The sequence below is a fragment of the Pseudoalteromonas sp. P1-11 genome (assembly GCF_001399995.1).
GTDB classification, from domain to species: Bacteria; Pseudomonadota; Gammaproteobacteria; order Enterobacterales; family Alteromonadaceae; genus Pseudoalteromonas; species Pseudoalteromonas atlantica.
On record NZ_LJSP01000003.1, the window covers coordinates 339,471 to 365,624 of the forward strand.

General features: G+C 39.4%; 21 protein-coding genes and 1 pseudogene. 2 read left to right on the forward strand and 20 right to left on the reverse strand.

Going from position 1 to position 26,154, the window contains the following annotated elements; genetic code table 11:
• Nucleotides 1-205 precede the first annotated feature (205 nt).
• The 15 genes and pseudogenes from AN390_RS07230 to AN390_RS07295 form a co-directional block, all read right to left on the reverse strand.
• Nucleotides 206-982: pseudogene (locus AN390_RS07230) on the reverse strand (DNA/RNA non-specific endonuclease).
• Between the two features lie 466 nt (nt 983-1,448).
• Nucleotides 1,449-2,273, reverse strand: a complete 825-nt coding sequence (locus AN390_RS07235) for an alpha/beta fold hydrolase (RefSeq protein WP_055253563.1) — start codon at nt 2,271-2,273, stop codon at nt 1,449-1,451.
• A gap of 338 nt (nt 2,274-2,611) precedes the next feature.
• Complete coding sequence (locus tag AN390_RS19785) at nt 2,612-5,440, reverse strand: response regulator (protein WP_055253565.1); 2,829 nt, start codon at nt 5,438-5,440, stop codon at nt 2,612-2,614.
• Nucleotides 5,437-6,315: a hypothetical protein gene (locus AN390_RS07245; protein ID WP_236695082.1), complete on the reverse strand. Its 879-nt coding sequence runs from the start codon at nt 6,313-6,315 to the stop codon at nt 5,437-5,439. Before AN390_RS07245 ends, AN390_RS19785 begins: the two co-directional genes overlap by 4 nt.
• Nucleotides 6,281-6,589 carry a hypothetical protein gene (locus AN390_RS19870; RefSeq protein WP_236695083.1) on the reverse strand — a complete coding sequence of 103 codons (309 nt, stop codon included), beginning with the start codon at nt 6,587-6,589 and terminating at the stop codon, nt 6,281-6,283. Before AN390_RS19870 ends, AN390_RS07245 begins: the two co-directional genes overlap by 35 nt.
• Before the next feature lie 9 nt (nt 6,590-6,598).
• A complete protein-coding gene (locus AN390_RS07250) occupies nt 6,599-7,414 on the reverse strand; it encodes a type II secretion system F family protein (protein ID WP_055253567.1) in 816 nt (271 codons plus the stop codon).
• Entirely contained in the window at nt 7,411-8,286 is an 876-nt protein-coding gene (locus AN390_RS07255) for a type II secretion system F family protein (protein ID WP_055253569.1), read from the reverse strand. Before AN390_RS07255 ends, AN390_RS07250 begins: the two co-directional genes overlap by 4 nt.
• Nucleotides 8,279-9,577: a CpaF family protein gene (locus AN390_RS07260; RefSeq protein ID WP_055253571.1), complete on the reverse strand. Its 1,299-nt coding sequence runs from the start codon at nt 9,575-9,577 to the stop codon at nt 8,279-8,281. Before AN390_RS07260 ends, AN390_RS07255 begins: the two co-directional genes overlap by 8 nt.
• 6 nt (nt 9,578-9,583) lie before the next feature.
• Nucleotides 9,584-10,351: a hypothetical protein gene (locus tag AN390_RS07265; RefSeq protein WP_054982510.1), complete on the reverse strand. Its 768-nt coding sequence runs from the start codon at nt 10,349-10,351 to the stop codon at nt 9,584-9,586.
• 64 nt (nt 10,352-10,415) lie between these two features.
• The gene (locus tag AN390_RS07270) at nt 10,416-10,805 is read right to left on the reverse strand and encodes a hypothetical protein (protein ID WP_055253573.1); all 390 of its coding nucleotides are present in this window, start codon (nt 10,803-10,805) and stop codon (nt 10,416-10,418) included.
• A gap of 396 nt (nt 10,806-11,201) precedes the next feature.
• The gene (locus AN390_RS07275; protein ID WP_055253575.1) at nt 11,202-11,879 is read right to left on the reverse strand and encodes a lipopolysaccharide assembly protein LapB; all 678 of its coding nucleotides are present in this window, start codon (nt 11,877-11,879) and stop codon (nt 11,202-11,204) included.
• Nucleotides 11,876-13,795: a pilus assembly protein N-terminal domain-containing protein gene (locus AN390_RS07280; RefSeq protein ID WP_055253577.1), complete on the reverse strand. Its 1,920-nt coding sequence runs from the start codon at nt 13,793-13,795 to the stop codon at nt 11,876-11,878. The genes AN390_RS07275 and AN390_RS07280 overlap by 4 nt, the downstream gene beginning before the upstream one ends.
• A gap of 183 nt (nt 13,796-13,978) precedes the next feature.
• On the reverse strand, nt 13,979-14,551 hold the full coding sequence (locus AN390_RS07285; protein WP_055253579.1) for a tRNA-(ms[2]io[6]A)-hydroxylase: 573 nt from the start codon (nt 14,549-14,551) through the stop codon (nt 13,979-13,981).
• Between the two features lie 75 nt (nt 14,552-14,626).
• Nucleotides 14,627-15,256, reverse strand: a complete 630-nt coding sequence (locus AN390_RS07290; RefSeq protein ID WP_055253581.1) for a sulfotransferase — start codon at nt 15,254-15,256, stop codon at nt 14,627-14,629.
• 11 nt (nt 15,257-15,267) lie between these two features.
• The gene (locus AN390_RS07295; RefSeq protein WP_055253816.1) at nt 15,268-15,642 is read right to left on the reverse strand and encodes an MAPEG family protein; all 375 of its coding nucleotides are present in this window, start codon (nt 15,640-15,642) and stop codon (nt 15,268-15,270) included.
• A gap of 118 nt (nt 15,643-15,760) precedes the next feature.
• On the opposite strand from AN390_RS07295, the gene AN390_RS07300 reads away from it, so the two are divergent.
• Complete coding sequence (locus tag AN390_RS07300; protein ID WP_055253583.1) at nt 15,761-17,119, forward strand: DUF2254 domain-containing protein; 1,359 nt, start codon at nt 15,761-15,763, stop codon at nt 17,117-17,119.
• Here AN390_RS07300 and AN390_RS07305 read toward each other — a convergent pair.
• The 3 genes from AN390_RS07305 to ggt form a co-directional block, all read right to left on the reverse strand.
• Complete coding sequence (locus tag AN390_RS07305; RefSeq protein ID WP_055253585.1) at nt 17,109-17,837, reverse strand: SIMPL domain-containing protein; 729 nt, start codon at nt 17,835-17,837, stop codon at nt 17,109-17,111. The two genes, AN390_RS07300 and AN390_RS07305, sit on opposite strands and share 11 nt — an antisense overlap.
• 152 nt (nt 17,838-17,989) lie before the next feature.
• A complete protein-coding gene (locus AN390_RS07310; RefSeq protein ID WP_054982515.1) occupies nt 17,990-19,684 on the reverse strand; it encodes an NAD-dependent malic enzyme in 1,695 nt (564 codons plus the stop codon).
• Between the two features lie 142 nt (nt 19,685-19,826).
• The gene (gene ggt, locus AN390_RS07315; RefSeq protein WP_055253587.1) at nt 19,827-21,605 is read right to left on the reverse strand and encodes a gamma-glutamyltransferase; all 1,779 of its coding nucleotides are present in this window, start codon (nt 21,603-21,605) and stop codon (nt 19,827-19,829) included.
• Between the two features lie 97 nt (nt 21,606-21,702).
• Between ggt and rrtA the strand changes: the two genes are divergently transcribed.
• Complete coding sequence (gene rrtA, locus AN390_RS07320; protein ID WP_055253589.1) at nt 21,703-22,287, forward strand: rhombosortase; 585 nt, start codon at nt 21,703-21,705, stop codon at nt 22,285-22,287.
• Nucleotides 22,288-22,365: 78 nt separating this feature from the next.
• Here rrtA and AN390_RS07325 read toward each other — a convergent pair whose 3' ends face one another.
• Together AN390_RS07325 and AN390_RS07330 are read right to left on the reverse strand one after the other, a co-directional pair.
• Nucleotides 22,366-24,870 carry a prolyl oligopeptidase family serine peptidase gene (locus AN390_RS07325; RefSeq protein ID WP_055253591.1) on the reverse strand — a complete coding sequence of 835 codons (2,505 nt, stop codon included), beginning with the start codon at nt 24,868-24,870 and terminating at the stop codon, nt 22,366-22,368.
• A gap of 104 nt (nt 24,871-24,974) precedes the next feature.
• Complete coding sequence (locus AN390_RS07330) at nt 24,975-26,138, reverse strand: endonuclease/exonuclease/phosphatase family protein (RefSeq protein WP_055253593.1); 1,164 nt, start codon at nt 26,136-26,138, stop codon at nt 24,975-24,977.
• Nucleotides 26,139-26,154 lie beyond the last annotated feature (16 nt).

Below are 26,154 nucleotides of genomic sequence, written 5' to 3' on the forward strand. Positions count from 1 at the left end.
ATTTCATATAGCAGCCTCTATATTCCCTTTATAAAAATTAATTACCTTTTTTAAACAGGCTCAAATTTTGTAATCGTCGTTTCTATCATTTTATTTAGAGCTAACTTACTGCTACAAGCATTTATCGAACCTCATATCAGGTTTAATTTAAAGCCTTAGATTTAAGTTCTTCAAAACCTAAGGCCTCACGCAAAAATAATATGACTTAGTTACAACCTAGTTCAGACCTTAAACCATACACTGATGATTCAATTGTTTGTGCACTGTTATATGATAAGTTTGGCATTACATTTATACCTGAGCGCGATTCAACTTCATCAATACTTACTTCGGTATTACAAAAGTTATCACTGCGACTTGCTGTTTGCTCCATAATAAATGCCGATGCTTTAATTGTGCTACCAGTTTGCTGCATAACAATTTTAAAATAGCCACTTGGAATCGTATGGGCTTCGTTAGCTTGTGGTAACTCTGCAAAATAATATTCGTATAATGGACCTGTTACTACATATAAATCATTTCCATTTCCTACGTGATTTCGCACTGCAGATTCAAGCCTAACCCATGGGCCTTGATTTAATGCGGATGATTGCGGCGTAATATTAGAAAGTAAGTTTGTTAGTTTCCAATCAGCCGTATTGCTAAAAGATGCTAATGGAACTTGATGGCCTCTATCGGTATTTATTGTTGCGTATGCATCGGTATAATCAGCGGGTTCTAACGTATAATGAGAATATAAATCAGGATCGGCTTTCCAACTTCTACTTCTCGATGGTCCACTCATAGTGCTAGTCGTAACATGGTAAGCCACCCAATCTGCAAACTTTGTATAACGATTATTTTTTAAAGTATAAATACTTCGCTCAATTGTATTGCCATTATCTAAACCTGTTGGGCAACCTTATAAACAATTTTCTGCACTTGCACTGTGTGCAAAACATAAACCTGTAAGTACTATTGATGCCTTTATTATTGTCTTCATTGTTTTATCCTCAATTAAATGAGGGTAAAAATTATCAGTACATTATTACAGCAATATGTATCTAACTAATTGTTTATAAATACAATAATATCGTCTTAGGCTTTTGGTATTACTAATAAAAGTCGCGAGTATACAGTTACCCTCGCCTTATATTCAACGTAGTAACGTCACTTGTAGACCTAGCGAATAAAGGGGTTTTTATATACCTGCATATATTATGTTAAATTAATTGCTTTATTTTTTTCTATGCGTAATCACCCTAATATAAAGCGCATACGCACACTTTTAATGTATGAATATTGAGCTATTAATAGCGGTTTATACTTAAATGGTTTAATACTAAAAAATAGATGAAAACAAAAAGCCGTTTGAGTAACTAATTATGAAAAATTAATACAGCTCAAACGGCATGGTGTTATATACATGTTAGCCAAAGTGGCTAACTAGGCTTTTAAATTAAGATATTTTAAAGCTTTTTATCAGCCAAAAATTCACCCATTAACGAAGTTACTCGTTCTGGTTTTTCATCTATAACCCAGTGCCCTGCTTTTTCTATCCAAGTTAGTGTTGCATTTGGTAAGGTTTGAGCTAACTGAGGTGCATATTTAGGTTTTTGAAAGTTATCTTCATCACCCCATAAAATGAGGGTTTCATGCTTTAAGCTTTTAAGCTCACCGGCAATTGCTTGTGTGTACTCTTTATTAAGTCGGCGCATATTATTGAATAACGCTGCTTTACCTTGCTCATTACTCCATTGCTTTAAATACTGTTTTTTCAGCTCATCGGTCATTATACTTTTATCGTATACACCTTTTGGCATAAAATCATTTAGCGTATCAACAAACTCATCAACCGATGTTTCTTGCTCTACACCAGGTTCAAGCAAAGGTTCAAACTCGGGTATTGGCCAAGAATCAAAGCAAACACTATCAATTAATATTAAGCTGTTTACTTTTTCTGGGTAATTTACCGCCATGAGTTGTGCAATTCCGCCACCTATATCATGAGAGGCAATGTTTGCTTTAGCAATACCTAGCTCATCCATAAATTGACTGATTATTTTGCATTGGGCATTAATTGATACATCGGTATTTTTTGGCATATCCGATTCACCGTAATTGAGTAAATCAGGTGCAATAACACGATGTTGCTCACTCAGTGTTGGCATAACATTTCGCCATAACGATTTGTTAGTCGGAATACCATGTAATAATAGTAGAGGTGTGCCCTCGCCCATTTCTTGATACGCAATTTTGTGGCCTTCAACGGTAATGGTTTGTGTTTTACTCATACTTAATATCCTCATCAATATTTAAAATTTAGCCTAAACCTGTGTATGTATAGAGATGAGCAATTATCATCCCAGCTTGTTTTCTAAATAATTTTTTTGAGGTTTTAATAATTATAAAAACCTGAGAGGGCTTTAAAACGCGGTCTGTGGCTATTAATAGTAAGTAGGATTTATTTTGAGTTAAGCGAAAAGAGTAAAATATAAAGAGTTATAAAATAACCTTCATTTTTAAAATTATGAAATAAAGTAGCAGCTACATGAAATAATTACTGCCAGTTTGGGCCTATTAAAAATAATAGGCCCTGTGTATTTTACAGTTTTATATTGTTTAATTTGGCCTAGCTTAGCAAATGCTTAATTTTATTAATTAATACTTGCTGCTTTACTGGTTTTTCAAGCATGTCGTCAAACCCAAGCTCAACATACTTAGCATTACTATTTGTGTCAGAATCTGAAGTGTGGGCAATAATTTTGGTCTGCTTGTCTGCGTTATGTTTTTTTATTTTAAGCATCGCGTCAGTGCCCGAGAGTTCTGGCATAACAATATCCATTAAAATAATATCGTAATTATTTTGCGACACCATCAACATAGCTTCTATTGCATTGCTTGCATAATCTATTGCTACGTTTTCATCTTTCAGCATGGCTTTAATAACCATTTCTACGAGCGGTTCATCATCAACTAATAACAACGATTTGGTGTTGTTAAATTCTGTATGCGTTGTAGTTTCAGTAATAGACTCTTGCTTGTTTGCACTTACGGGCAACAATTCTACCGTGTTAACTAATAACGATAAATTAATAGATGTTGTTTTACCGCGCTCGTGCACAGTAATATTTTTACCGCCGAGCATTTTAAAAATTGAGAGAAAAAACCGCAGCTCTAATGTAGCATCAAAATTAATATCACTTTCAAAAGACTGTTGTTTGCATACCATTTGTAACTGACTATAAAAACTCCCCTGATTTGCTAAGTTATTTATAGAAAAACCCAGCGACAAATAATGTTTACCTTGCTCGTTAATTAGCTCAGAATTTAACGACAATTTACCTTGATGTGTACTTTCTATAAGCTCACTAGCCAGCTGAATAATTAATTGCATAATCAGTTTTTCATCACTGCTTATGCCTTTATCTATGGGCACATTGTTATTAATAATTATATTTTTATCATCAGAGTCTTTATTAAGAATATCGGCCGTATTTTTAAGTAAGTCAGCTAAATTAATAGCGCTCATTTTAAGCTTTAATTTACCGGTATCGGTTTTATTTATATTAACCAACTGCTGCACAACACAACTTAACTGTGTGCATGCATTTTCTAACTCATTGCTAAAATTGGCTTTACTGTTTTTATAATTAAGCTCTACTATAGATTGCAGTGAACTAAGTGGCGCTTTTAATTGCATTGCTAAGCGTGCTACAAATTTATCTTTGAGCTGGTTAGCTTGCTTAGATTTTTCTACTACTTGGGCAAGTAATAACTCTTTTTGATGCGCTTGTGTTTCATCTCTAAAGTAACAAACAAAGCCACCAAAGTCGGTATGCCCTTGCACAACGGTGATCCAGCGGCCATCGCTAAAGCCGATATCTATTAATTGGCTATGTTCATTAGCTAATTTATTATGCTCTTGATAATGCGTAATATTATTATTCTGTTGAGATATACTCATTATTTGACTGTAACTTAATTGCTTATTGTTTTGAATAACATGAGAAAACAATTCATTAAATGCCTGGTTAGTTATTACCGGAAATTCGTTACTATTAAAAATGGCAAAGCCATGCGGCAGCGCATCAAGCGAGCTTGAAAACAACGATTCTCTATTAAGTATAAGGGTATTTTTTTGTTTAATTTCGTCATGTAAGCGCCTTGGTAAACGTAAAAAATAATAAACAAATGCAAATATAGCTAAGCTAATTAATGCCAGTTTAAATAAGTCGAACCTAGATACATTAGCAGGCGTTATCGGTTTAATGGGTTGCACATGCAAGCGCCACGTAGCAGGAAAACGGCTACTTGCTGCGCTTATGCTGTTAGGGATAGTTTTAACATTTAGCTCCCCCCTACTTCCTAATATAAACTGAGGGGTTGATATAAATAAATTATAATTCTGCGTATTTAGCTTACCTATAATGGCATTTAAAAACTTACTTAAATCAAAGGCTGTGAGTGTATAAATAGCGCTATTACCCATGTTTATTTCTGAAATTAAAAACGCTGTATCGGCTACAGTAAATACCTCTACTGATTGTTTATTTGCTCGCATTGAAAATGCGTTTAGCCACTTAGTAAAGCCGTAAGCTGCTAAATCAAAGTTGTTTTTAGACCATATGGCAAGTTGTTTATAGTCATTATCAAATACAACAAAACCTTTATACGTTAAACTGCTTGATACCTGCGTTTTTACTAAATCACTTAATTGTTGCTGAGTATAACTTTGTTGGCTTTTTAAAAAGCCTGCGACAATTTTATCTTTTTGAGTAATATAAAGTGCTTGGTTGTCAAAGCGCTCTAATGCATCAAACAGCGTTTGCCTTAACTGCTGAGTTTGTATGGCATAGGCACTTTTTTTATCTTTTTTATCTAACGTATATAAAAGCAAAGCCGAGAACGAGCAAATAACCAGCGCAATTAAAAAGGCCACCGGCGCTAAGCTAAATAAGTGAACAAATCGATTTAGTGATTTTGTCTCGCTCGGTTTAATTGTCTTAGTTGGGGTAAAATGCTTATTAAGCTGGGTTTGCAGTAATTGCGCAAAAGATACAAATTGCTCTTTTTGAGAGCCTATAAGTGTTTTAGGTGAAATATCGGCAATGATCAGTACGCCAATTAAGCTGTTATCTAAATTATAAATGGGATATTGAGAGTAAAAACGTACCTGTTGGCAGCGCCCTTTTGTTAGTGGGTCAAATAAGGTGTCTTCAATTATGTAGAGTTTTTCTTGTGTGCATTGTGCCAAGCTATTTAATTCACTGTCGGCTTTGTATGGGTCATCGCAGCTAATAATTTGTTGCGTATACAAGGCATTATGATCAACGAATTTAACAATAGAAACATCATAAAACTGCTTCATTAGGGTCAGCGTTTCGGTTATTTCTTGTTTTATTTCATCTATTTGTGTGTTGTTAAATTCATTTATATTATTTGCATATGAGCTGTTCATGGGCGCACTCCTTCACCTTTCGGCGGTGTAGAAATCCAACGCGTGCTGTTAGCACTTGTATGTGATGGAAGTTTTACTCTAAATGGCGGAAGTAAGTTATTTAAAGCAGGTTCGCCTTGTGTATTTAACACCGGCTCTGCCGAAGTTAAATTGAGCGAAGCCTCGCAGTAAGTTACGCCAGGCTCTATGCCAATAAGGGCCAGCGTTTGAATAATTATGTCGTTATTTATTAAATCGATACCTAGCAGCTCAAAGGTTGTTTCTAAAATTGTAAATACCAGTGTTTCTACTATATTTTCATCTTCTTCTAGTTGCGTACCTTGTGGGCAGCAAATACTGCCTAGCTCTACATCTACACTGCTTGCTACACCTATGAGCGACAGTGCATCAAGCGCGGTTCCTAATAACACTTCAACTTGTGGCAAATATAAATCAAGAATATCGCCTTGCGGCTCATACCCTGTTTGGCAACTATTGCACGACTGCGATAATTGCTGACTGTCTATGCCTAATAACGGATTACCAAGCGCAGTTACACCAACCAAGCAACTACTATCGGCTTGCTGTTTAGCAATTGAAAAGCTTTCGCATGGGTTACCAGTAACTACCTTTTGAGACATATAGCGCGATACAATCTCGTCACCTGTTGCGGGGCACGCTAATGCTGTACTTTTTAGTAATTGCCCCATTACGGAGTTACTTAATTGGCCAATGGCATAATTAGGGCCTTGCTGTAGCGCATTGATATAACTTACATTGCCACTATTAGCGGTGTTACTAACTCCTAGACTATCTGAAAACTCATCACTTAAACTTTTTATACACGGGTTGCCTTGGCAATTAGGCGCATCGTAATAAATGGCTTCTCGTGTCATCGCGTATCCCAATTAAAGCGCGATATGTTGCATTTGCTTGGCGGTCTGTGTAAAAAATTAAAGGGGCCTGGTGCTCATCAAACCCAATGGCGATTCCCAAAGGGGTGTTATTAGCATCAACCACTGTTATTTGGTTATCTACCTTTGTGTGATAGCGCTTAATAAGTGCATCGCGCACTAAAATAACACCACCAATAGAGCCAATAATTAAAATGGTAATAATTAAAATCAGCTCAATAGTGAGTATGTAGCCCTGTTGGTATTGTTTATTCATAGAGCGCTCCTATAGCACTTCAACCAGCATTTTTAGTACATTCATTACCTGCAGCGCCGCAGGAAAAAACACCAGTACTAAAAACATAGGAAAACAAATTAAGATAATGGGAAAGGTGGTATGCAATGCTTTTTTATTTACTTTTTTAGCTAATAAAATATTTTTTTTAAGCGCAAAGCTTTCTAATTGTGACTCAACCGCCTGTATTAACGGGGTGCCAAGCTTAGAGCCAATAAGCATTAAATTAGCTAATTTTTTTAAACCCGAAACCCCTGTTCTGTCATATAACGAATTAAAGGCTGTTTCGCGGTCTTTACCGGCACTGAGCTCAAACAAAAATAGTTTAAGCTCTTTATATAAAGGGTGTTTTTTACTTAACCCGTGATCAACCGCTAAAGCAAATGCGCGCTCTAGCGAAAAGCCAGCGCGCATATACACTAACAGCACACTTAAAAAAAACTCTAAGCTATTGTTTATTTGTACTTTACGCTGGCCTTTTTTAAATAAAAACCACATATCAGGTGCAAAAAAGCTAATAAAACAAATAATGGCTACAAGCGGTGTACTTAATACATAACCAGTGATCTCTATGGCAGTATAAGCACAAAATGTGGCGGCCATTTTAAAGCAGTACATGCTCAATAAAATTTTATTTAACTGATACCCTGCTTGTCTAAATTGGCTTTTTGAAATAACAATTAATGGATACCAATTTATATTGGTTTTGATAGGTTGCTGAACCTCAGCCTTTAATGACTGCTTTTGAATATGGATAAATGCCCCCATACTCACCAATAAGCCAACAAATAAAAATAGGTCTATCATAGCGTTACCCTCAAGCTTAGGCGAAGCCATAAAAAGCCAAATAACTGGCAAAGCACAGCAACGGTAATAAAGGCCATGCCATTGGGGTTATTTAACAGCGGATCGAACCAGGTTGGATCTGTGTAATTAAATAAAGGCACTAAAGCGTAGGGTAAAACGCCACTAAACAGCGCAGCGTATTTAGTACCAGAAAGCTTAGCTTTGAGCTGCTGGCGATCTAGCGTTCTTAACGACATCATTTTGCATACACTTTTAAGCATGTCAGTTAAATCGCACTGGCTTTGTGTATGAGTAATTATGCTATGTGAAAATAACCGCACGGTTTCGCAGTTGTAGCGTTTAATCAAAGGGGCAAACGAGCTTTGTATATCACTGCCCATATTTAAGCGCTGCAGTAATAAATGACTTTGGGGTTTAATGTATTTATCGGCGTGTTCGTCAGCAAATTGCATAGCCTGAACAAGTGAAAGCCCAGTACTTAAACACGATTGTACGGTTTCTATGTACTCCAAAAATAAGTGCTCAAACTTGGCTAATTTATAGTGTGCTAAATCAATAATCACTATAAAGCAGGTTATAAATACAACCAAAGAAACGATTAATGCACTTGTAGTTGCTTGAGGATAAAAGTACTGTGCAACATACCAAGTACTGGTGGCAAGCGAGCAAGCAACGCTTATAAATAAAGCATTATTGATGTTGATCCCAAGTACTCGCAGTGACACTGTGATAATGTCTTTATCTTCAAGTACATCGACCTCGTGCTTAGTATTTGCAGCGTGTGTTTTTACTTTAAGTGTTATAAAAACACTCAGTGCTAAAGTAAATGACATAACACTTGCTATGGCCAGTAAGTAATCAAGCTTATTCATAATTACGCTCCCTGGCCGGTTGCAGTAATGCACTTATTTCATTTCCGTTGGCACCTTGGCTTTGCATAAAGCTCACCACGCTTGAGGTACTAATTGCCTTATCATTTACTTGCTCGGTATCGCTTACGCTATACAGCGCAGAGTATTGCGCACGTGCGTCTACTCGCTTTATTTCGCCAATACTTTTTAGGGTTCTTACACCGTTTGTATTTCGAGAAACATGCACAATTAACTGAATGCTTGATGCGATTAATGCGCTGGTGTGGGTGTCGCTTAGCTGCGCGTTATGTAATTGCACTAGCGTTGATAATCGGGTAACCGCATCGCTTGCACTATTAGCATGTACAGTGGTCATTGAGCCTTGATGGCCGCAGTTCATGGCTTGCAGCATGTCTATTACTTCACCTGCGCGTACTTCGCCTACAAGTATTCTATCGGCGCGCATTCTTAGTGCCGCTTTTACTAAATCACGCAGGGTAACGGCGCCTTTACCATCGCTGTTGGTGTCGTGCGCCTCTAATTGCACCACATGATTATGGTGCAAATTTAGCTCTGCACTTTCTTCTATAGTTACTACCCGCTCGTTAGTATTTATTGAATTAGCCAGTACATTTAACAATGTAGTTTTGCCTGCGCCGGCATTTCCACACACTAAAATATTAACCCCTAAGGCCACCGCGGTTTTTAAAAAAGTGAGGCAGTTTTTGCTTAAAAACTTATTGTCGATTAAAAAATCATCGTTAATTTTTTTGTGGTTAAATTTTCTAATCGAAACAATAGCAGCACTGGTGCATGCAGGTGGCACTACAATATGTACCCTGCTGCCATCTTTTAGTTTGCCATCTACAATGGGATTCAGAGCGTTAACTTGTCGAGCGCAACTATCAAGTAATCTATCAACAAAACGACGTAAGTGACGTTCATCGTCAAATTTACTGGCTGTACATAGCAATTTACCTTGCTTATCTATCCAAATATTTTGCGTATCGTTAATTAAAATATCGCTTACTTGGTCATCCAGCATAAATTGCGCTATTGGCCCTAAACCTTGTATTTCGTCGTAAACGGCTTGTACTACTTGAGCTTGTTGATGGCTGTTAAATGATGATTGTGCAAATTCGTCAATATCACTGCAAAGGGCAGATATTTTTTCAAGCAGCGCATCATTCAGTAAAGCACTTGGGTCTTGCTCGTATTCTTCAATTACCGCATCGTGGAGAGTTTTTTTAAGTGATTCAAAGGTATTTAAATTGGTTTCTACAGACTCTGGTTTACTTGATAAATTAAACATAGCGCCTCACTTAGCTACATATACAGCTTGGTTTTTAACGCCTTTAACCACTTGAATTGTTCGGCTAGTTTGTAATTGGGAGAAATTTTGTAAGCGACCTTGTTCAATGTCATAAGCGCTGTGCACAATTATCGATACCTTATCTTGGGTATCAATTGCGGCTAACGAATACACATCTTTAGGAAGTACAGCCAACACTAATGACACACCCGCGCTGGTTGCCGGCTCTTTTTTTGCTAGGCTGTCCATCACGCCATTTTTTTGCGCTTTACTGCCAGGACCCTTTGAAATGCCAATAAGCTGCACATCACGCGCAACGGTTCTTACAAGCCGGTTTGTTTTAGCAACAATATCTAAGCGGTCGCCTTTGTGCACCCGCGATAATGGAATATCTAAAGTGGTTAATTTTAATGTATAAAGCACTCTGCCTGCGGGGATCGCCTCTGATAAATTTTGGCTTTTAACCTGCATAAAATCTGTTTCAAATAGTGGTTGTTCACCCATTTTATTAGTGGCTAATTGCTTACCAATAAAGGCGCGGGGGTTTTGTATACTTAGCGCCATATTTGCATAGTTACTGGGGTTTACATCTTTTTGGGCAATGTCGTGCACACTCACTACTTGCCCCGCCGACATATTTTTATTTACCACCCAGGCAGTAACTAAGTCTTGTTCGTTTACTTGTCTGATGCCAAGCGCTGAGGCCAACATGCCAGAGGTGATAAGTAAGGTGAGTGCAGCGGTAGTCGCCCCTTTATTATTTTTACTTTTCATAATTTCCTCCTGACAAATTTCACTGCCACACGGTTGTGGCAGTGTGATTTAGGTAGTTATAAATTTAATTACCTTGTGAACCACCTGCTGCTGTACGTGTTGCAGCATCGCCGCTTGGCGTTGCATTAATAAGTGCAGCACTTTCACTAAAGTCAGAGGCAACAAAAGTAAACGAGCTACCATCGCCTGCGTAAACATCTACTGCATCAACATAGCCAGAGCCTGAAATTTCTGCAGTGCCTTCGCCGTTGATCATGCCATCAAATACATAGCTTTGATCTAACGAGCCAATTGCTTCTGCTACATCTTCAAGCTCGCTGGTTACAGAGTCTCGTAAGGTTGATAAACCAATTACCAGCGCTGCCACCATAGAAGTTGAAAGAATAATTAGCTCAGAAGTAAGTACAAAGCCTTGTTGTTTTTTACCGTTTAAGTTGCTTTTCATAGTTTTCATAATGATCACCTTAAATGTGTTAGAGCTTATGCCCACTTTATATATAGCGAGGACCGTGCCATTAATTAAGTTTTTAAAAATCAGTATGTTGCTTTTATTATTTAAAATATGCTTTGCTTATCCTTGTTATGATTCGCATTTTGCAAATCATTATTAAAGTGTGTTACAACGCAAGCAGAGATTAATTAAAAGGCAAGCTGTTAACTCATTTATACAAAGCTTTTAAAAGTAATAGTGGTGAGCAATTAGATGGGGGGTATTCGCAAAGCGAGATAGGTTTAAACAACGCCGAGTAAGGCTATTTTAATTGTTTAGGTAGGTACGTTGTTTTTACTTTTTATGAGCGGGTTTAACTAAGGAGTGCGCAGTTTAATAAAATAAAAAGGCCTTGCGGCCTTAACTTTCACAATTACCAAGTACCGAAAGTTTCGCGTAGCGCGCTGTGGCTTGGCTGTTCTGCGCATCAAAACCTATTGCCTCATTATAATAATGACACGCCAATGCGTTATCAGGTGTCGCCTCAGCTATTAGCCCTTTGTGATAGTAATAATGGCTTTTCTGCGTGCCAAATTTATAGGCAAGCTCTAAATAGTTAGCTGCAATAACGTAATGCCCTTGCGCATAATAAATAGACGCCATTTGTAAATACGGTGAAGCCTCAGTACCAAATTCATCAATAGCGTATTGGGCAATTTGTTTTGCTTTGGCTAAATTACCTTGCTCAATAGCCAAGTTAATACCTAAAGATAGCGCGTTTAAAGGCGGATTAGGTAAATTAAGAAGCTTGTTTATTACCGATTGCGCCTGATTAGCACGTCCGCTTTTATACAGCGCATAAGCTGATACAGATAAAATAACCTTATTGTTTGGGTGCTCAAGCATTAACTGATTAAGCTCATGCACTAAGGTTAAACAATTAACCGCGCTTGCCCCTTCACAAGTTAAATCACTGCTGTTTAGTGCATACTTAGTAACAATATCACTTAGTGCAGTATGTGGGTTTACACTGGGCGCATAATCTATATGGGCGCAGCCCGATATACTCAGTAAAATAACGATATATATTATTTTCATAACCCTTGCTCCTGTATAAAACTGGCCATTTGGCTATCTAAATCAACTGTTTGCCACACACGTAAATTATTAACTGGCTCGCGGACTAAATTAGGTGTAACCACAATAATCAACTCGCGGTTGTTTTCGCTTTTACTGGTTGTTTCGCTTAATTTACCTAACAGGCTCTCGCCGTTTGCATCGGGTACAAAGTCGTGACTGGCGTTGTTATCTGTACTAATTAAGCCACCAATAATTAAAGGTTGCCCGTCTTGTAAACGGGTAGAAGTTTGCATGCTGCGCGTATTAAATGCACTGCTGTTTAAACTGCTGCCGGTGCTTTGTGCTATTTCTGCTGTGAGTGTGGTGTCTGGCAATGAAATAACCGGATTTAAATCAAGGGTTATGCGGTCTTTGTCATCCACTAAAGCACGAACATTGAGCTCAACGCCGAACGATTTAAACTCAGTACCACTAAACACTGAACCGCTATTACCTTGTTGCCCGCTGGTAACGCCAGATGGGCTGTAGCTTGTAGGTACTGGTACTTCGCCGCCGACTTTAAATACCGCGCTTTCGCCTGCAAGTACGGTAAGTGTAGGTCGCGAAAGCGTTCTTGAAATTCCCTCTTGCTCTAGCAAAGAAAACAACATATCAATGGCAAATTGCGAGGTTGATAACTGCAAGTTATTTGTTAATTGTCCGCCAATTAATTGCAGTGCGTTTTCTATTGATGCTGAGCCAGACTCACGGGCATTCATGCCTTCTAGGCCAAATAAACCTTGCTCGTTGTTATACCCATTCGAAAGCACACTAATATCTGGACGCCATTGCTTTAAGCGGCGTTGATTAACTTCATAAAGCTGCACCGACACCCTCACTTGAGGTAAGTCTTCAACTTCAATGCTTGAGAGCACTTTACCTTTAGCCACCGAAAGCAAAGTTGCCCGCGCTACGTTTGAATTTACATTGCTTAAAGTCAGGCCTGAATCGCCATTTAATAACCCGCCAGACTCATTTGCGAGTACTTCAATAGCGCTTGTTTCGTTTTGCGTTGCACTACTGATAAGCCCGTTTGGATCTAGTGCCGATGTGGGTGCTTGGCTTGCTTGCTCTGGTTCAAATAATTTATTGATGGTATTTAACAAACGCACCAGTTCAATTTGATTTTTAACTGTGCCGCTGAGCATAAACACATCGTTATCATCGTTTGATAACTCATCAACGGAAATACGTTTTACAGTTACTTTGTCAGCCCCCATCGATTTTAACACCTGCGCTATGCGCGCTTCCTTAGGCTTTGGCGCTTGCGTAACTTTAATAAGGTTAATAATCGCTACTTTACTTGAGCTTTGTGCTAAGCCATTGTTTAAATTACCCATGCCCTGTAAACGCTGCGCTAAAGAATTAAACATTCCTTGGTTAGGCGCAGAGGTAATAACAGGTTGCGCCGATTGCGAGCTACTTGCATATAAATAGTTTTTTGCCGCTTCGTGGGCTGCATGGCGATAATTAAGCGTAGGTACTTCGCCGCGTAGTACTACCGCGTGTCTATCAGGTGCGATGGTGAGCGCTAAGTTAGGGTGAATATCGTTAAGGGCATTTTCAAGTACACTGTAGTCTTCGGTCACGCCTAGTAAAAATGTTTCTGATGTGTTGTCGTCATACCACACCATCATAGAGGTGCGGCCCAACTTTTTAGCTAATATTAACAGCTCGCGTCCGTTTACTACGTTTACATCGAGTGTGGTTTCGTGGCCTAGTGCAACACGTGCTATATCGCGGTTAAATACAAAGCGAGTATGAGTCCACTTAACTAAGTGAGATACTTTTTTTACTCTATCGCCATTGGCGTTTTCTATGTAATTTAAACTGCTTTGCTTGGCGTATACACAGCACGGTAAAAAAAGTATTACAAAAATAATGGCTTTAAACATATGCGCGTCCTCAAGTATGCGTTGGTTTAACAGAGCAAGTTTAAGACCAGCAAATATTTAGCTTTAAATTCAATAAATTAAAATGATTGGAGATATAAGCACAGACGGCTTTAGTATTTTGATTTGCAAAATGCAAATGAAGTTAGGAGAGAAGGCACAAAGCAGTGCTTTGTGCCAAAAGTATTAATGCAGTGCGGCAGTAAAAGGAATGCTTTTACAAATTTCAGCTTCAGCGACTAGTAGCTCTTCTAAACGGATATCAACTTCTTCTTTATCAAAGTATTCGTACGCTAACTCTACAAATAAGTTTTTATGTTTTTCTTCTGATTTAGCAATCGCCACATAAAAGTCTTTTTCTTTACCCTCTGGTAATGCTTGAGCAACCAATGAAAAGCGCTCGTGGCCGCGGGCTTCAATAACGCCGCCAACCAGTAATCTATCCATTAAAAATCCATCACGGCCATGTCTAAATAAAGCGCGTATTTGTTTTATGTATGGATCTTTTTTGTCATCACCTAAATTAGTATCGCGTTCAATAAGCAGTTTAAGCACTTGTTTAAAGTGGATTAACTCCTCAAGCGCTAAATCGGTCATGGCTTTTACCAGTTTACGTTTGTCTGGGTAATGAGACAGCATAGAAATAGCCATGCCCGATGCCTTTTTCTCAGCAGCAGCGTGGTCTTGTAAAAACGTATTAAAGTCGGCTAAAACCGCTTCGGTCCATTCAAAGGGGGTGTTGTATTTTAATTCAAACATTTTTTGTACTACTTAAAAAATAATGCGGGGATTTTAGCGTATTTAATAGTAAAAATCTTGCCGCGCAGGGCAAAATTAACGCATATAAGGTAAATGCTTATCTATGCGCCCTTTTGCTGTTGAGTCAATTTTTAATGGGTGTTTAATATCGTTCCATGCGGTCACTTTGCCGCCTATGTTCATTTTTTCAAAGTCGGTGCGCTCGCTTTTAATGCCTAAAAACGCAGTAAGCAGGGCAAAACTTTGTGGCTTTGCTATATCAATTTCTAAGTAGTCGTTACTGCGATGCTTAAAATACTCACGCGCGTTTGCTAAATGTGTGTTGTAGCACTTTGCTAAATAATCATCTTGGTTAATATTATCAATCGATAAGTCAGTAAAGGTCGTTAAGTAACAGCGCTTTATATGAATATTAAAACCACCGTCTGGGCGCGTTAAATTAGTATGCATTCGCAGCAGCAATTGCCTAATTGAGGCAATCCAGGGTGTTTTTTCGCGCGCTAAATATATAAATTTAGCGCCGGGGTAATGGCTATCTAATGCTCGGTAGTCATTAAACACAGGGGTATCGGCTATGGCTGTGGCGTTTTCAAAACAATACGAGGTGTACGCGGTGTGCGCCGTGGCAATGCCAAACTCTAAAAAAGCGTGGCATACACTAGTGGTGCCTGTACGCGGAAGCCCTATTATAAATATTTTACTCATAACAGCTATTACTAACTATTGCGTGTTACAAGCAACAAAAAGGCACTAATAGCCATCACTAAAAAGGTGGCAATGGTACCAATTTGGCGATACTTAAGGTTGTTTTCAACAATGCCTAAATTGTGAAAAACGCGCCCTATTAATAATGCGCCACCTAAAATATTACAATAATGACTGGCGAGGCCTTGGTATTCGGCTAAAAAAAGCAAAATAATCGCAAAGGGTACGTATTCCATAAAATTAGCATGGGCACGCACAGCACGTTGTAATTTAGGGTTGCCGTTATCGCCAAGCGACACTTGTTCGCTGCGGCGCACTTTGATCACATTAAAACTTAAGTAAATATAATAAAACGCTAAAAGCGCAGCATACGTAGAAACTATCACGGTGTTGTCCTGTTTTATTTTTGGCAATAATAACATAGTTTTGCACAATCATAAGTTTACTTAGTAACTATGCTACAGTGTGTATTAGTTGAATTTTATAACGCAATGAAAGGAATTTATGTTTGTCCCTCGCAAAGTAGCCGACCGCTATCGTGAAATGATCAACAGCATTGGCTTTTACCCTTCTGTACTTTCGGTTGGTTTTTTACTTTTTGCTGTAATTACCATGTCGCTTGAATACATAGCACCTGTAGAGCAGCTCAAGGCGTTTATATCTGTTGTGCTCGTAGATAGCGCCGAAAATGCCCGCACCATTTTAAGCACGCTAGCAGGCAGTATTATATCGCTTACGGTGTTTAGTTTTTCTATGGTGATGGTGGTTTTAAATTCGGCCAGCGCCAGTTTATCTCCGCGGGTTGTACCTGGGCTTATTACCCGTAAGTCACATCAAATGGTATTGGGCTTTTATTTAGGCAGCATAATTTACTCAATTATTATGCTCATTAACATTAATAAGCTTGAAGGTGGCGATACCGCTATTCCATCGCTTGGGGTGCTGCTGTCATTGGTGTTTGGCTTAGTATCGCTTGGCTTGTTTGTATTTTTTATTCATTCAATATCTAAAGCCATTCAAGTAGATAATGTACTTAACGGTTTATTTAGCCAAACTAAACGCGAAATTAAAGCCATTGTCGATAGGCAATCAGAAAAACCGTTCACTGACTTTCCTGATTTTACACAGTGGCACTCAGTTAATAGCACTACCGAGGGTTATTACAAAGGGGTGCATACAGATAAGTTATGCGCCATATTAGCCGAGGAAAATATTCGGGTGTATATCTCGGTAAACCAAGGTTACTTTACCGTAAAAGGCTATCCGTTTTTAAAATGCGATAAAGACATTTCTAACAACGAAGAACTTATTGCAAAAATTTTAGACTGCTTTATTTTTTATATAGAAGAGTACATTAGCGATCATTACCGTTATGGATTAACGCAAATTTCAGAAATTGCCGTTAAAGCAATGAGCCCAGGTATTAATGACCCTGGTACAGCGGTTAAATCGATAGATATGCTGAGTATTTTATTAATTGAGCGCCTGTCTCTTAACGATACAAACTATTCGTTTAAACACAGCGACAACGCCCCGTTACTCTTTATACATGAAACCAGTTTTGATGAGTTACTGCACGATAACTTTACGCCACTGCGTAATTACGCAAAAGGCGATGCGTATGTAATGACGAACGTTTTAGAGGCATTTAAAAATATATTGTTTGTAGCGCATGGCAATGATGCAGCCCGAAACAGCCTATTTAATTACTTAAATGCCATTGTAGATGACATAAACGAGCATGTAAGTAACGAATACGACAGACAAGAAATTACCAACATGCTTAACGCGATTGCCCGCATTAGCAAGCCACAAGGGGATAAACTAGTGGCTCGTTTTACCTGCAAACATACTAGTCAATAAAGTAAACCGCATAGCTAGACGCTGTTACTTTAATTTCTCCAGCATGATACGCATCAGGAACAAAATTACCGGGTGCGCTATCTGCTACCATCATCGTTTTTTCTGAGCGTGCATAAGGCTGAGCAGGTAAGTTCATTGGGCTTAGTGATGCCGTATATAACCCTTTAAGCTCAACGCCGTAATCGGCACTTAGTTCTTTAGCGGCTTTACGGGCATCTTGAATGGCCAGTTTTTGCGCCTGTTTGTGCAGCTCTTCATAGTTGCTCGCTAAAAATTGAGTTTGGTTTATTTGGTTAATGCCGTTATTTACTAGGTTTTGTAACAGCTGAGGGTATTTTTCGATTTGCGAGAGTTTAACGCTTAACGCACGCGACACTCTAAAGCCTTTAAATTCTTGCTCGCCAGAGCTTCTGTTGTATTGGCTTTCGCGATTTATAGAAATATGCCCTGCATTAATATTACCGTCTTTAATGCCAAGCTCTTTTACTAATTTGATCGCTTTAGCCATGGTTTTATCCGCTTTGTTTTTAGCATCAATTAGGTCTTTATCTATTTCTACAATGCCTACGCTTAATTGTACGTAATCAGGCATAGTGGTTACGGTTGCTTCACCTTTAACATAAATATGAGGGGCGTTAGGTGTTGAGTTTGCATGCGCATCAACACTTAAGGTACTTAAGGCAATTGCGCTACTTAATAAAAGAATGTGTGTTTTCATTGCATTATCCATTGTATTTTTGTTGTCACCATTAAAGAGCCTACGTGGTTAACAATAAATGAACAAGCACAAAAAAACAGGCAATTGCCTGTTTTTTGTAACTGGCTGTAACGCAACGTACAGCCTTATTTACTTTACGTTACTCAGCGTAATTAAATGCTACAACGTTTGTAGTTACGGTATTTAGGTAACCAGTAATTTCTATCAATAGCAGCCCACAGTGCATCATCGCTAATCTCAAGAGCTACGCCCTCTTCAATTGCTTTTTTAGCCACTGCAAATGCAATACGCTTACTTAATGTTTCAATTTCAGTCAGTGCAGGTAATAAGCTGCCTTTACCGGTATTTGCACGGGGGGATGACTCAGCCAGCATTTCGCTCGACATACTCAGCATTGCATCGGTAATGCGTGTTGCTTTTGCTGCAATTACACCTAGGCCAATACCTGGGAAAATATAACTGTTGTTACATTGTGGAATTGGGAACACTTCACCATTAAACTCTACTGGTTCAAATGGGCTACCCGTTGCTACAAGTGCTTTACCTTCAGTCCATTTAATAACATCAGCTGGGTGTGCTTCAACCTGCTTAGATGGATTACTTAATGGGAAAATAATCGGTTGTTCACAGCCTGAATGCATAGCGCGGATAACTTGCTCGGTAAATAAGCCCGGTTGACCCGATACACCAATTAAAATATCAGGTGCTGCACAGTGCATTACATCTAATAATGAAGCGTATTCACCGCTGTAAGTCCACTCGCTTAATGCAGCTTGTGGTTGCGCTAGTGCTTGTTGGAAATCGCGTAAGCCTCCCATGCCTTCAGTGAGTAGGCCAAAACGGTCAACCATAAATACTTGGCTGCGCGCTTGTGCTTCGCTAATGCCTTCAAACACCATTTGGCTAATAATTTGCTCTGCAATACCACAACCGGCTGAGCCTGCGCCAACAAATACCACTTTTTGCTCGCTAAGGGTTGAGCCTTTAACACGACACGCAGCTAATAAAGAGCCCACAGTTACCGCTGCAGTACCTTGAATGTCATCGTTAAAGCTACAAATTTCGTTACGGTAGCGTTTAAGTAATGGCATAGCGTTTGGCTGTGCAAAATCTTCAAACTGCAGTAATACATTTGGCCAGCGACGTTTAACCGCTTTAATGAATAAGTCTAAAAACTCATCGTATTCATCTTGCGCAATACGCTTATGACGCGCGCCCATGTACATAGGGTCATTAAGAAGTTTTTCGTTGTTAGTACCTACATCAAGCATTACAGGTAATGTGTACGCTGGGCTAATACCACCACACGCTGTGTAAAGTGATAACTTACCTATAGGAATACCCATGCCACCAATACCCTGATCGCCTAGGCCTAAAATACGTTCGCCATCGGTAACCACAATTACTTTTACTTTGCCTTTGGTGGCGTTACGTAGAATGTCGTCAATTTGATAGCGATCTTCGTAAGAAATAAATAAGCCACGTGCACTGCGGTAAATATCTGAGAATTTTTCACAGGCATCACCAACCGTTGGCGTGTAAATAATTGGCATCATTTCTTCAAGATGATCACGCACTAAACGGTAGTAAAGTGTTTCGTTGTTATCTTGAATGGCACGCAAATAAATATGCTTGTTTAAGTTATCGTTAAAGCTTGAATACTGCTGATAACAACGCTCAACCTGCTCTTCAATTGTTTCAAAACGTGGAGGAAGTAAACCCGCAAGGTTAAAGTTTTCGCGTTCTTTTTTACTAAACGCGCTGCCTTTGTTTAAAAGCGGAGTTTCAATTAGGCCAGGGCCAGAGTAAGGAATATAAAGGTAGTTAGGATCAGTATTAGTTGTCATATTTCCAGGCTTTAACGGAGTCTTAAGTTATGATCTGCCATTATCATTGTAAAAGGTTAAATTGCAATGACAATTAAGCTTGTCAGACCATTGAGAGAAAACACATGCAGGCTTCACTGCCTGCATGGCTATTATACATAAATTAAAATTTGATAGTGGCGTTTTTGTCAGTTAAATCCGACAAAGCAACCCCTTCACGGCGCGGATCGGCACCGCCATACAATTTATTGTTTTTAACTTCTACGGCATGTAAGCCAGAGTTTAAATCAAGTACGCGTACCGCATGGCCGCGTTTAGTTAATTGTGGGGCTATGGCTTCAAGCGCAGTGCCTTTTTCAAGGCTCGTGTAATCGTTACGATTGGTGGTTCTTGGCAGGTTAATCGCCTCTTGCGCCGATAAGTTCCAATCCAGCACACCAATAACCACTTGCGCTACATAATCAATGATACGGCTGCCACCTGGCGAGCCAACCACTAAGCGTAAGCTGCCGTCGTTGTTAAACACCATTACCGGCGACATAGAGCTGCGTGGGCGTTTGCCCGCCTCAACGCGGTTAGCTACTAATTTGCCGTCAATACGTGGCGAAAGCGCAAAATCGGTTAATTGGTTATTTAAAATAAAGCCATTAACCATCACAGTTGAGCCAAATGCCATTTCAATTGAACTGGTCATTGATACGGCATTACCAAAGCTATCTACAATGGATACATGCGATGTTGATGGCAACTCAAAAGAATCATCTTTTGCGTAGCTTAAGTAGCCTACCGGATTACCTGCTACTGCTTTTGTGTCTTGCTCAGTAATAAGCTTGGCGCGCGATGCAATGTACTTTTTATTTAACAGCTCTTTGGTAGGCACTTGTGTAAAATCAGGGTCGCCCATGTACATATTACGATCGGCAAATGCTATGCGTGAGGCTTGGCTAAAGTAATGAATTGCCTCTTCGCTATTAGGTTTAAGCGCGCTCATGTCTTTGTGTTCAAGCAAGCCCAAAATTTGTAATACCGCTACACCACCACTGCTCGGTGGGGCCATAGAGCACACATTATAAGTACGGTATTTAATACATACTGCGTCGCGTTGCTTGCTTTTGTAATTAGCCAGGTCTGATTCGCTTAATGTACCCGGTGCAATTTTTGAATTTTGCACTGCGTTTACCATTTGCTTAGCGTTATCGCCTTTATAAAATGCATCAATGCCTTGTTTAGCAATGTCTTTGTATAAATTAGCTAAGGGTTGATTTTTTTTAATAGTACCGGCTTTAATTAATTCGCCATTAGGGTAAAAGTACTCGTTAATCACCGGCATACTCATTACACCTGGGTTTAATTGGCGTGCCAATAAACCATGTAAACGTGGCGACACCTCAAAGCCCTGCTCGGCAAGTTTAATAGCGGGTTTAAATAACTCGCTCCACGCAAGTTTACCGTATTGTTGATGCGCACTTGCAAAGGCGTGCAAAATACCTGGCACACCCACAGAGCGACCGCCAACAACTGCTTCAATCCACTTAACGGCTTTACCGTGTTTATCTAAAAACAGGTTTTCGTCTGCATTTTGTGGCGCGGTTTCTCGGCCATCAAAGCTTGTAAGTAGGTTATCGGCTTTGTTGTAATACATCATAAATGTACCACCACCAATGCCCGATGATTGTGGCTCAACTAAGGTAAGCACTAATTGCGTTGCAATTGCCGCATCTACCGCGCTTCCGCCTTTAGCTAAAATCTGTTTTCCAGCTTGTGAGGCATACGGGTTGGCCGCGGCCACCATGTATTGATCACCAGTTACTAATTGTTTTTGTACAATTGAGGTGGTGGCTTCTGGCTCACGAATTTCTAATTTTGCAGGTTCTTTTGCTATTGTTGGCAGCGTTACTGCAAACAAACCAATAGTAAATAATGACTTAAGTTTAAAATGCATAAAAATACTAAAAACACTTAATTACGTAGTTGTATTTGGCATCTTAAAGTTAAACGGGCACAATATGCAAAAATTTTGACTAAAAAAACATAATAAAATGCTTAATTTACCGCTACAACCTCGTTATTTACTTCCGCCATTATTTTTGATGCTTTTTAGTATTGTTTTTGCTGCATTTGATTTAAATAATTTACTTGAATTTAACCGAGCACTCATTGAAAACGGCGAAGTTTGGCGAGTGTTTACCAGTCAATTTGTACACGCTAACTGGGCGCATTTAGGATTAAACGCATTAGGCATATTTTTAATTTGGTTACTGCATGGCGAATACACATCGCCTGCGCGTTATGCCTTTAATGTGTGTTTTTTAGCACTGTGGTGTGGGCTCGGCGTATTATGGTTTTGCCCTGCTATATCTATATACACGGGGTTAAGCGCCCTATTGCATGGTGTCATTATTTGGGGAGCGGTAAAAGACATTACCCTGTCGCTTAAATCGGGTTATTTATTATTTATAGGCGTGTGGATAAAAATAATAATGGAGCAAGTAAACGGCCCCGATGCCAGTATTGGCCAATTAATTGATTCAACCGTTGCCATTGATGCGCACTTAATTGGCGCTATTGGCGGCACATTGCTTGGCATACCTTTAGCAATTAAATACTTAAAAAATAGCGATTAAGCTTTTCAATATTTATAAAAACGCCGCGTTAGTTAACGCGGCGTTTTTGTTTTTATACTTTAATTTTTAAATTTAAGATTAAAGTGTTTCTTTAAATAATTTATGAATACGGCGGTATTCATCTAACCAACTTGACGGCTGTACAAAGCCATGCGGCTCTACCGGAAAGATAGCCGTTTCAAAGTTTTGCTTTTCAAGTTCAATTAATCGCTGTACTAAACGTACTGAGTCTTGAAAAAACACGTTATCGTCAACCATAGGCGCGTTAATTAATAAGCGCTTGTTTAAGCCCTCTGCGTAATAAATTGGCGAGCTGCGCTCATACGCAATGGGATCTACATCTGGGTGATTCAAAATATTAGCCGTGTAAGCGGTGTTGTAATGCGCCCAATCGGTTACTGGACGAAGTGCTGCCCCCGATTGAAATAGCTCAGGGGCAGTAAATAGCGCCATAAAGGTCATAAACCCGCCGTATGAGCCACCGTATGTGCCTACTGCGTTGGTATCAACATTTGCGTTTTGCGCCATCCATTTAACGCCATCTGCTAAATCTTGCGTTTCAGGTGTACCCATTTGGCGATAAATCGCAGTACGCCAATCGCGGCCATAACCTTTAGAAGCGCGGTAATCCATGTCCATCACTATGTAACCTTCATCGGCAAGTAATGAATGAAACATAAACTCACGAAAATACACAGACCAACCCATGTGTGAGTTTTGTAAGTACCCTGCTCCGTGGTTAAAAATAACCGCTTTACGGGTTTTGCCTGTTTCACCTTCTACATAGTCACTTGGGTAATATACCTTGGCATAAATAGGTTGCTCTGTGTGGCTAGATGGCACGGCAACAATTTTAGGTGCGGTGAGCTTTTTAGCTAAAAATTCATCCGACACCGTATGGGTGAGCTGTGTAGCCGTGGTGTTTGCTTTAGCATCGGCAACAAAAAGCTCTGTTGGCATTGTTATTTTAGAGTGCTTAAGCAGTAATTTACTTTCGTCTGGGCTTAACGTGTAGTCGGTCAAACCGTTAAGGTCAGTCACTTGCTCGTTTTTACCTGTTTGTGGGTTAACACGGTAAATTTCGTAAAGGCCTGGGTGCTCTACGTTTGCCTTGTAATAAATAGCGCTATTATCATGAGTTAACGTAATGTCCGATACTTCAAACTGGCCACTAGTTAAAGCGGTTGCTTTGCCGTTAAGCGGTTTTTTGTAAAGCTGACTATAGCCCGACTCTTCTGATAAGTAATACAGGGTGTTTGAATTATGTAACCAGCCAAAATTGTTAAACGCGTAAGCTATCCAAGCATCATCATGCAGGCGGTGCTGCGACACAAGCTCGTTTTTATCAAAGTCGATTGTGGCTATCCAGCGGTCTTTGTTATCCCACGCCTCTAGCATAATGGCAACTTGCGTGCCGTCATCGTTCCACACTATGGGAGCTTGGTTTAAACCCCAATTAGTAATTAAGTTAATACCGCGTGGCGCTTTTTTAGATTTATATGTTTTACCATCACGCGCGTAGTTTTCTTTTTTAACCTCGGCTAAAACATCTTCATCAAAGCCCGGTAGCGTATCAAAGCTCAGTGGCGTTTGTGTTTTATCTACAAGGTTAATGTGTATCACAGATGATGTTTGCTCTTTTGCATCTGCCACACGACGGCGCACTTTTTTAGGCTCTATAGTGGCATCATCGGTGATGTAGTTAGGCATAATATCGCCTTTATCACGCCACGATTGCTGCTTTTGCAGCACAACAATTAAAGCATCACCGTTTGGCGATAGTTGCGCTTCTTTAATTACATTGCCATCACCTAAATAAAAAGCGGTGTTAGCAATGGAGCTATTTTGCGTGTTTATTTGCTCATTGCGTGTTTGCGTATCCTGTTTGTTTTTATGCTGCAGCGCCACAAACTCAATCAGTTTGTGCTGCTCTTTTGCTATGTAACTAGTTGGCTCTTGTAACCCTTTTGGCTTATCGGCCAATTTTAAGTTAGCAAGCTCTGTAGTTAGCCCTGTTTTTAAATCAACTTTAAAAAACACACTACCTTGGCGGTAAACTAAATCGCCATTATTTAAAAACTGTGGTTTAGACTCATTTGCTGAGGTGGCTGTTATTTGTTTAAGTTCACCCGTTGTTAGGTTTTTAACAAATACATTGCCTTTAAACGTATAAGCTTGAAGTGTTCTATCTGATGAATAAACCGCTTTAGAAGCTCCTACAGTATGCAGTTTATCAAGTGATACTTGCATCGCTTTTTTGCTGTTAATTGGCTGGCTATAAATATCGTTTAGGTTACTGCCTTGCTGCTTTTGAGCATAAATAATGGTGGCTGAATCACTTGCCCAGTACGCATTTTTAGGCTGGTTGCCTATCCAATCAGGGTTTGCCATGGCTTGTTCTAGCGTAATATTTTGCGAGCCAGCATCAGCAGGTGTGTTTACAACCGCAGCAACGGGAGTTGCTGGTAAAGCGCTTTGCTGTGATGAAGAGGTATTGGCGGTAGCACTACAACCTGCAAGCATAATGCTAGAGGTTACAGCAAGCGCTACTAATGTTTTTGATGACGATAGGTTAAAAATCATAGTGCTTCTATACGGTTATTATAATTGAGCCGTATTTAAGCAGAAGCACTTGAGTTATTGCAATTTTTTAAGATAAATAACACATTTTCACGGTAAAGCTGAGTTTACTCTATTAGCAAATCGAGCCACACCAATCGGTGATCGCTCGATGCGTTTCTATCTTTTATTAATCTATATTGCTCGCTGTTTTTAGTGGGCCAAAACACCCCGCCGTCTTGTATTTTAAACCCATAGGTAGAAGGTAATACATAATCTACACGCGCTTGCCAGTTAGCGGTAAAGTGCTTTGCATATGACTGCGGGTACTGCTCTTTAGCACCGGCGCTTTTCGGTATAAATTGCGAATTTATAAGTGGATTATTTAAAATTTGATTGGTGGTTTCAACCCGTGCTTTATCCCCTTCAGGCGCGGCGTTTAAGTCACCTAAAATAACAAACCGTGAGTTTGCTTTTAATCCGCCTTTTTGGCCGTTATCGTCGTAAATATAGGCTTTATTAGCAACATAATCGGCAATTAACCTAACTTCGTCATGATTGCGTTTGCCGTTTCTGTCTTCGTCGCCATCAAACACCGGCGGTGTTGGGTGCGAGGCTAGTACATGCACTGTTTTATTGTTTACTACAACAGGTACATCCCAAAACGATTTAGAGCTAAGCCTAAGCGCTTGCCATTCTTGCGTGTTATACCAATTCTCTTTTGTTTTAGGGTCTATTGGCATTTGCGCATCAGGCATATCTTTATATTTAAACGTTTGAAGCGTGCGCAGTTTCTCAAAGTTAATGGGGTATTTAGATAAAATAGCCATTGCGTAATGCCCTTCAAAAAAACCAAAACCTTGCGCATCGCCCATTACAGCGGTTTTTTTACCGTTATTATCAAGGTCAAACTCAGTAGCAAGGCCTGTATTTACAGGGGCAATAAAACTGTATGGGTAATCAATGGGGGCTTGTTTATTTTGGCTTACATTTAAAAACTGGCGTTTAAAATAATCTATACCTTGCGCTTTGGGTACGTAGTCAAACTCGTTTAATAAAATAATGTCAGGGCGAACACGCTGAATTATTTCGGCTATATTTTTTATTTGCTGGTGGTTTGATTTTAGTGCATTAACTAGCGCATCGGGGTTTACTTGCTCGCCTTTTGGCGTGTGATTAGTCGCATCCATACTCACATTAAAGGTGGCAATACGAAGGCTTTGGCTGGCTGTAGCATTTAAACTAAATGAAGCGGCAATGGCTAATGCGCCATAAAGTATGTTTAGTTTCATTTTTTTACTTCAAAAA